The organism is Pseudomonas sp. lyk4-R2A-8 (assembly GCF_030209095.1).
GTDB classification, from domain to species: Bacteria; Pseudomonadota; Gammaproteobacteria; order Pseudomonadales; family Pseudomonadaceae; genus Aquipseudomonas; species Aquipseudomonas quebecensis.
Genome location: NZ_JARVSS010000002.1, coordinates 455,966 through 462,393, shown reverse-complemented (window position 1 = coordinate 462,393; position 6,428 = coordinate 455,966). Strand labels below are relative to the sequence as shown.

Annotated in this window: 8 protein-coding genes and 1 pseudogene; 5 read left to right on the top strand and 4 right to left on the bottom strand. The window is 62.3% G+C overall.

The window, feature by feature from the left end; translation table 11 throughout:
- Nucleotides 1–122: 122 nt before the first annotated feature.
- Nucleotides 123–332 (bottom strand): hypothetical protein, encoded by a 210-nt coding sequence (locus QRN10_RS03355; RefSeq protein ID WP_181078604.1) that lies wholly within the window; start codon nt 330–332, stop codon nt 123–125.
- A gap of 181 nt (nt 333–513) precedes the next feature.
- On the opposite strand from QRN10_RS03355, the gene QRN10_RS03350 reads away from it, so the two are divergent.
- Nucleotides 514–771 carry a hypothetical protein gene (locus QRN10_RS03350; protein WP_253510495.1) on the top strand — a complete coding sequence of 86 codons (258 nt, stop codon included), beginning with the start codon at nt 514–516 and terminating at the stop codon, nt 769–771.
- 19 nt (nt 772–790) lie between these two features.
- Here QRN10_RS03350 and QRN10_RS03345 read toward each other — a convergent pair whose 3' ends face one another.
- Complete coding sequence (locus tag QRN10_RS03345) at nt 791–1,954, bottom strand: 1-acyl-sn-glycerol-3-phosphate acyltransferase (protein WP_253510497.1); 1,164 nt, start codon at nt 1,952–1,954, stop codon at nt 791–793.
- Nucleotides 1,955–2,086: 132 nt separating this feature from the next.
- On the opposite strand from QRN10_RS03345, the gene QRN10_RS03340 reads away from it, so the two are divergent.
- From QRN10_RS03340 to QRN10_RS03330, 3 genes are read left to right on the top strand one after another with little or no spacing between them, the layout of a single operon-like run.
- The gene (locus QRN10_RS03340) at nt 2,087–2,269 is read left to right on the top strand and encodes a CPXCG motif-containing cysteine-rich protein (protein ID WP_253510499.1); all 183 of its coding nucleotides are present in this window, start codon (nt 2,087–2,089) and stop codon (nt 2,267–2,269) included.
- Between the two features lie 11 nt (nt 2,270–2,280).
- A complete protein-coding gene (locus QRN10_RS03335; RefSeq protein WP_253510501.1) occupies nt 2,281–2,541 on the top strand; it encodes a putative signal transducing protein in 261 nt (86 codons plus the stop codon).
- Between the two features lie 36 nt (nt 2,542–2,577).
- Nucleotides 2,578–3,198: an SOS response-associated peptidase gene (locus QRN10_RS03330; protein ID WP_285427838.1), complete on the top strand. Its 621-nt coding sequence runs from the start codon at nt 2,578–2,580 to the stop codon at nt 3,196–3,198.
- A 15-nt stretch (nt 3,199–3,213) separates the two neighbouring features.
- On the opposite strand, the gene QRN10_RS25230 is transcribed toward QRN10_RS03330, so the two are convergent.
- Complete coding sequence (locus tag QRN10_RS25230) at nt 3,214–3,957, bottom strand: methyl-accepting chemotaxis protein (RefSeq protein WP_375139329.1); 744 nt, start codon at nt 3,955–3,957, stop codon at nt 3,214–3,216.
- Nucleotides 3,958–4,071: 114 nt separating this feature from the next.
- Nucleotides 4,072–4,272 (bottom strand): annotated as a pseudogene (locus QRN10_RS25225) (HAMP domain-containing protein); the annotation flags it as partial.
- 1,324 nt (nt 4,273–5,596) lie between these two features.
- Here QRN10_RS25225 and QRN10_RS03320 point away from each other — a divergent pair.
- Nucleotides 5,597–6,415, top strand: a complete 819-nt coding sequence (locus QRN10_RS03320) for a M48 family metallopeptidase (RefSeq protein WP_181078590.1) — start codon at nt 5,597–5,599, stop codon at nt 6,413–6,415.
- Nucleotides 6,416–6,428 lie beyond the last annotated feature (13 nt).

The window sequence follows — 6,428 nt, the reverse complement described above, 5'->3', positions numbered from 1 at the left end:
TTAATTTTGGCACATAGATGCCGTTAGGAAGGGGGCGTCCATTCCATTACCACAGTTACAGTGTTCCTCCTTAACTGACTGGCATTAGGCTCAACTGGCCCGGTTTTTTTTCGCCTGCGCTTTCAGGCTGCCGTGTCGATAAAAAAGTCCAGCAGGCTGACGCCGGTCAGCTGATCGGTCTCCGGCAAGTCCGCGTGCTGGTGTCCGCCGAGGGCGCAATACACCAGCCAATGACGGTCCTGAACGTTGAACGCCAGGCTGTCGATCAGCGCCTCCTGTTCGTCGCTTTGGGCGATCAGATACAGCCGGTCCTGGTTTTGTGCGTGCAGCATGGCAAGCTCCTGAGCGTTCGAAGGGCAACAGAGTGGACTGTTAAGGTGACGTTCAGGTGACGCACTGAATTACTGGATAGATTAGCCGTCCATGGGGCGCGACCCTACAGGCGCAGCCGGCGAGGTGCGCGTGAGGTTGTATCCAAACGGTTACCCAGGCAACGTTTCACCGAGGTTTGCGATGGCACTGCCCGCACTACTGATCAACGCTGTTGCGCTGGCTGTCGCCTGCACAGGCGCCGCGCTGTTGTTCGTCACCCGCCTGCGCGAGCGCCGCGCCATGGCCAAGCTGACCGCGCAAAGCGAAGAACGCGCAATCGACCAGCCAATGCTGTTTCTGGATGTGCGCACCGAGCGGGCGCACCGGCAGGCCTACCGCATCGGGCTCGCCTGCCTTGGGCTGGCACTGCTGACCTCGTGGATCAGCACGCACCTTTAGAACACCGCAAAGTAAGTGTTTAGAGCGGGATCCCAGCCTTGACCCGATACTGATTGCGCACCGGCGTCGCGTATTGCACCACCAGGAATGGCCTGTGTTCCGCCGGGCATTCGCTCAAGCGCCGCTCCCACTCGGCTTTCGCCTTGGCCAGTTCGTCGGCAGGAAACAGGTCCTCGGCCCTCGGCACCGCCAGCTGCGGGTCGGCGTCACTCCACTGCGAATACGCCAGGTAGTGCACCGGGAACAGGCGATAGCCGCCGAGAATCTGCCGATCCATTTCCACCGCCAGTACCTTGGTGTCTTCGAATCGCTCGGTAATCGGCGGCGCGAAGTTGATGTGCACCCGGCCCTTGTAGCCGGTGATGCCCAGCGCAATGCTCACGTCATCCTCGCCTGGCGCCTTGCAGTAGGTGCCGGTGGTGGCGCGGATATACAATTCGCGCGCCTTGGCCGCATCGCAGGGGTCGTATTCGTAGCTGATGGACACCGGCGTCAGGTTCAGCGACTGGATCACTTCGGCGAACGGCTCGTCCTTGCGGCTGACGTGGAACATCTTGAGGATCGCCGATTCGGTGCGATCGTCGCCATCCTTGGCACGGCCTTCAGCCTGGGCAATCCAGATCGACTGCCCGTCGTTGCGGATCGAATGATTGATGTAAGCCGACAGCAGGTTGAACGCCGCCATCTTTTCCTTTCGCCCGGTGATGGAGCGGTGCACGATGAAGCTCTTGTTCAAGCGCATCAGGTCGCTGACGAACGGCTTTTGCAGCAGATTGTCGCCGATGGCGATGCGCGGCGTCGGCAGGCCGGCGTGGTACACGGCGTAGTTGACGAAGGCCGGGTCCATCACGATATCGCGGTGGTTGGCCAGAAACAGGTAGGCGGTGCCCGATTTGAGCTGCTCGACGCCGGTGTAGGTCACGCCGTCGGTCGCCCGGTCGATGGTGTGGTCGACGTAATACTCGACTTTATCCTGCAGCGTCGCCACGGTAGTGACGCCGGCGAACTCACGGCGCAGTTTGCGGGCGATCATCGGCTTGAGCAGCCAGCCCAGGGTGCCGGCAAAGCGTGGAAAGCGGAAGTGGGTCAGGATGTCCAGAAAGGCCTTGTCACTGAACAGCCGCGCCAGCACCGCCGGGACTTCGCTGTCGTTGTAAGGTCGGATGGTATCGAATTCGCCCATCATGCTCTCTTGTTAGAAACGGCTAGGGTAAGTAAAGGAAATGCCAGGGTGCGGTCCGGGGAATGGGTCCGGCCGAGAATAGCCCTGTAAATAGACCGGCGATTATACGCACAAGTCACCTTGGAGGCTGCCATGCTGGAATCTGCGCTGTACGATTGCCCTTATTGTGGCGAGTCGGTCGAGACGTCGGTGGATCTGTCCGGCGGCGACCAGACCTACATAGAAGACTGCCAGGTATGCTGCAGGCCGATCAGTTTCAATCTGCAGGTGCATGGTGAAGAGTGGATGCTCGAAACCCGCGCCGAGAACGAATAACAGGTACGCCCATGCAGCGAATCTATGAACCCGAAAACCTGATGGAAGGCGAGTTGCTGCAACAGATGCTCGCCAGCGAGGGCATCGAGGCGCACCTGGTGGGTCGACACTTACTGGGCGGCACCGGCGAATTGCCGATCTTCGGCCTGCTGGGACTGGAAGTGGATAACGACCAAGCGCTCCAGGCGCGCGAACTGATCACGGCCTATATCGGCGCGCAACCGATGCCCGGCGATGAACCCGACAGCTTCCCCGACGTGCTGGTCTGTTAGGCTGTCGGCCGGTTTACCCAAGAGTCGTGTTGCCCCATGTGTGGACGTTATGCCCTGTTTCGCTGGAATCCTGCCTTCGCTGCCTTGCCGGGCTTTCCGGCCGACCAGCAGGCCCAGTGGAATATCTCCCCGAATGACTCGGTACTGATCCAGCGCCTGGAAGGCGAGCAGCTCACTCTGGCCCGCGCCCGTTGGGGGCTGACGCCGCCCTGGCTCACCGATATGTCCCGCACCCCGGCCCATGCCCGCGCCGAAACCGTGGCCGAGCAACCGATGTTCCGCGAAGCCTTTCGTCAGCGCCGTTGCCTGCTGCCGGCCAATGGCTTTTACGAATGGCGCGGCACGCAGCGCAAGCGCCCCTACTGGCTGACACCGGGGGAGGGCTCCAGCGTGTTTTTCGCCGCGATCTGGGAAGCTTATCCGGTGCAGGAACAGGTGTGGCTGAGTACGGCGGTGGTGACGCAGGCCGCGCAAAGTCAGCGCCGGCCGTTGATCCTGGATGCGGCCGGGCAGGCGGCCTGGCTCAACGCTGACACGCCGCTGCCCGTGTTGCAGGCATTGCTGGCCAGCGAACCGAGCGCGTTGCGCGAGCGGGTCCTGGCCAACCTGATCAACGATCCCAAACTCAATGGGCCGGAGTGCCTGACCCCGGCATGAGCCTGTCGACGCGCCCTACACCTTGAACTGATTGATCAACCGCCGCTGCTGTTCCGCCAGTTTGGTCAAGTCCGCGCTGGCCGCGCTGGATTCGTCCGCGCCGCCCGCCACTTCATTGGCCACCTGGCCGATATTGATCACGTTGCGATTGATGTCCTCGGCCACCGCGCTCTGCTCCTCGGCCGCACTGGCGATCTGAGTGTTCATGTCGTTGATCACCGACACAGCCTGGGTAATGGTCTCCAGCGCTTCGGCCGCCTTGGCCGCGTGTTGCACGCTTTCGTCGGTGCGGTTCTGACTGTCCTCCATCACCCGCACCACTTCCCGCGTGCCCTGTTGCAACTGCTGGATCATGCTCTGGATTTCTTCGGTGGCCTGTTGGGTTTTCTGCGCCAGGTTGCGCACCTCGTCGGCGACCACCGCGAAGCCTCGGCCTTGCTCGCCCGCCCGTGCGGCTTCGATGGCGGCGTTCAGCGCCAGCAGGTTGGTCTGTTCGGCAATACCGCGAATGGCGGTAAGGATGGCATTGATGTTTTCGCTGTCCTTGGCCAGCGTTTGCACCACCGCCACGGCCTTGCCGATTTCCTCGGCCAGTACGCCGATGGACGCCGAGGTGTCGCGCACAATGCGCATGCCCTGGCTGGCGGCCTGGTCGGCGTGGCTGGCGGCTTGCGCGGCCTGGGTGGCGTTGCGCGCAACATCCTGCGCAGTGGCGGTCATCTCGTGCACGGCGGTGGCGACCTGGTCGATTTCCACCATCTGCTTATGCACGCCCTGGTTGGTGCGAATCGCAATATCGGCGGTGTGCTCCGATGAATCGCTGACTTTCTGCACCGAACTCACCACCTGGGTAATCATGCCCTGCAACTTGATCAGGAACGTATTGAAACCGCTGGCGATTGCGCCCAGTTCGTCGGCGCGGTCGCTGGTCAGGCGGCGGGTCAGGTCGCCTTCGCCTTGAGCGATGTCGTTGAGCATGGCCACCATCTGCTTGAGCGGGCGGGCGATACCGTGGCCCACCAGCCAGATCACCAGCAGCCCGAGCCCGGCCACCACCAGGCCCACAATCGCCATGCCGACAGTGTCGGTCTCGCGCTGGGCCTGCAGGTCGCTTTGCAGTGTCTGCGCGTCGGCCATCACCGCCGCCAATGGCAGTTGCATCATCAGAGTCCAGCGCGCGTCGGTCTGGCCGATACCGAAGGGCAGGAACAACTCGATATGCCCATGCTCACGGTCAATGGTGTAGCGCACTTCGCCGGGTTTGAGCTGGCTGAGGCCGGCCAGTTCGCTGGCGTCGAGCAGGTCGCTGGCCTTTTCGCCGAGCTTGCCGGCGTCCTTGGTGTAAGCCACCAGGCGGCCGTTGCTGGAGATCAGCGCCAGTTCGCCGGCGCCGCCGTAGAGGGCTCGGTCGGCGCTGGTGAGCATGTCCTGAATGAAGTTCACCGACAGATCGGCGCCGACGATGCCCTGGAACCTGCCGTCGACCATGATCGGTTCGATAAACGACGCCAGCATCACCATGACGTCGCCGACCTTGTAAGGGGCGGGGTCAATGGCGCAGGGTTTCTGGCTTTCCTTGGAGCACAGGTAGTATTCGCTGGCGCGCACGCCGGTGGAGAGCATTTTCTGGTCGGCCACGTCCGCGAGTTTATCCAAGCCCAGGCTGCCATCGGCGTTGCGGTACCACCACGGAATAAAGCGGCCGTCGGCGCCCATGCCGACGATGGGGCTGTTCACGTAGGCGGTGTCGTTATGATCGATCGCGTTGGGTTCCCAGCCGATGTAGGCACCGAGGATTTTCGGGTTGCGCACCACCGTTTCATGCAGCAGGTTGATCAGTTGTTCACGGCCGACCTGCAACGCGGGTTCGCCTTTGGCGTCTTTCATGGCGAGCAGGGCGTTGGCGGTGGCCAGGCTTTTGGCGGTTACCAGCGGCGCCTCCAGCTCCCGCTGGATCAGGGTCGCCTGGGTCTGCGCGAGGGCGGTCAGGCGCTGCTCCACGATCTGCTCGAACTGCGCCTGGGTGCGCTGCTGCACCATCTCCTGGGTGCGCGCACCCGCGAAGACGGCATAGGCCACCAGCACCGCGACCACGGTCAGCACAATGGCCCCGGTCAGCGCGGCGACGGAAAACTGAATTGACTTGAATTTCATGAGCACTCCAAGCGCAGAAGAGACGGGCTGCCTTTATGTATCGGCCGCAGGCGCGCAGGGCATGAGCGACTGCCGCTCAAAAGGCCGTCGGTTGTCGCAAATGGAATGGTCGCTGCCGTAGCCGCAGGTGTGAGATGTATCCGAAATTCAGCGGTTACACGTCTGGTGTATCTAGCGCCGATACACGCGAGCGCCTACGATACGCGCCATGTTTTCAGGTCGTCTTTTCAGGGAGAGTGTATTGATGAAGAAATCACTGGCGGTCAGTGTAATGGCGGCAGCGGTCCTGCTGGCCGGGTGTCAATCGGTCAACACCACCAGCGGCGGCGCCGTCGGCGTTGAGCGCAAGCAGTACATGTTCAGCATGCTGTCGAGCCAGGAAGTCGACCAGATGTATGCCCAGTCCTACCAGCAGACCCTGGGCGAAGCCAGCAGCAAGGGCCAGTTGGACAAGACCAGCGCCAACGCCAAGCGCGTGCAGGCCATCGCCAAGCGTCTGATCGCCCAGGCGCCTACTTTCCGCCCGGATGCGGCGCAGTGGAACTGGGAAGTGAACCTGATCAAGAGCGACGAGATGAACGCCAACTGCGGGCCTGGCGGCAAGATCTTCGTATACAGCGCGCTGATCGACAATCTCAAGCTTAGCGATGACGAACTGGCGGCGGTAATGGGCCATGAGATCGCCCACGCCCTGCGCGAGCATGGCCGCGAAGCCATGTCCAAGGCCTACGGCATCGAAATGGCCAAGCAAGGCGCCGGCGCGCTGTTCGGCCTGGGGCAGGACAGCCTGGCACTGGCAGACACCGTGGCCAACTACGGCATGACCTTGCCCAACAGCCGCAGTAACGAAAACGAAGCGGACCTGATTGGCCTGGAGCTGGCCGCCCGCGCCGGCTACAACCCGAACGCCGCGATCACGCTGTGGAACAAGATGGCCAAGGCGTCCGAAGGCGCTCCGCCGGAGTTCATGAGCACTCACCCGGCCTCCGACAGCCGCATCGCCTCGCTGCAGGCAGCCATTCCCAAGGTCATGCCGCTCTACCAGCAGGCTAAGAAGTCCTAAAGCCTGATGAAGA

Coding starts and splice junctions, on each gene's coding strand:
- QRN10_RS03350 (WP_253510495.1), top strand. CDS start 514: ATGGCACTGCCCGCACTACTGATCAACGCTGTTGCGCTGGCTGTCGCC.
- QRN10_RS03355 (WP_181078604.1), bottom strand. CDS start 332: ATGCTGCACGCACAAAACCAGGACCGGCTGTATCTGATCGCCCAAAGC.
- QRN10_RS03335 (WP_253510501.1), top strand. CDS start 2,281: ATGCAGCGAATCTATGAACCCGAAAACCTGATGGAAGGCGAGTTGCTG.
- QRN10_RS03345 (WP_253510497.1), bottom strand. CDS start 1,954: ATGGGCGAATTCGATACCATCCGACCTTACAACGACAGCGAAGTCCCG.
- QRN10_RS03330 (WP_285427838.1), top strand. CDS start 2,578: ATGTGTGGACGTTATGCCCTGTTTCGCTGGAATCCTGCCTTCGCTGCC.
- QRN10_RS03340 (WP_253510499.1), top strand. CDS start 2,087: ATGCTGGAATCTGCGCTGTACGATTGCCCTTATTGTGGCGAGTCGGTC.
- QRN10_RS03320 (WP_181078590.1), top strand. CDS start 5,597: ATGAAGAAATCACTGGCGGTCAGTGTAATGGCGGCAGCGGTCCTGCTG.
- QRN10_RS25230 (WP_375139329.1), bottom strand. CDS start 3,957: ATGGTGGAAATCGACCAGGTCGCCACCGCCGTGCACGAGATGACCGCC.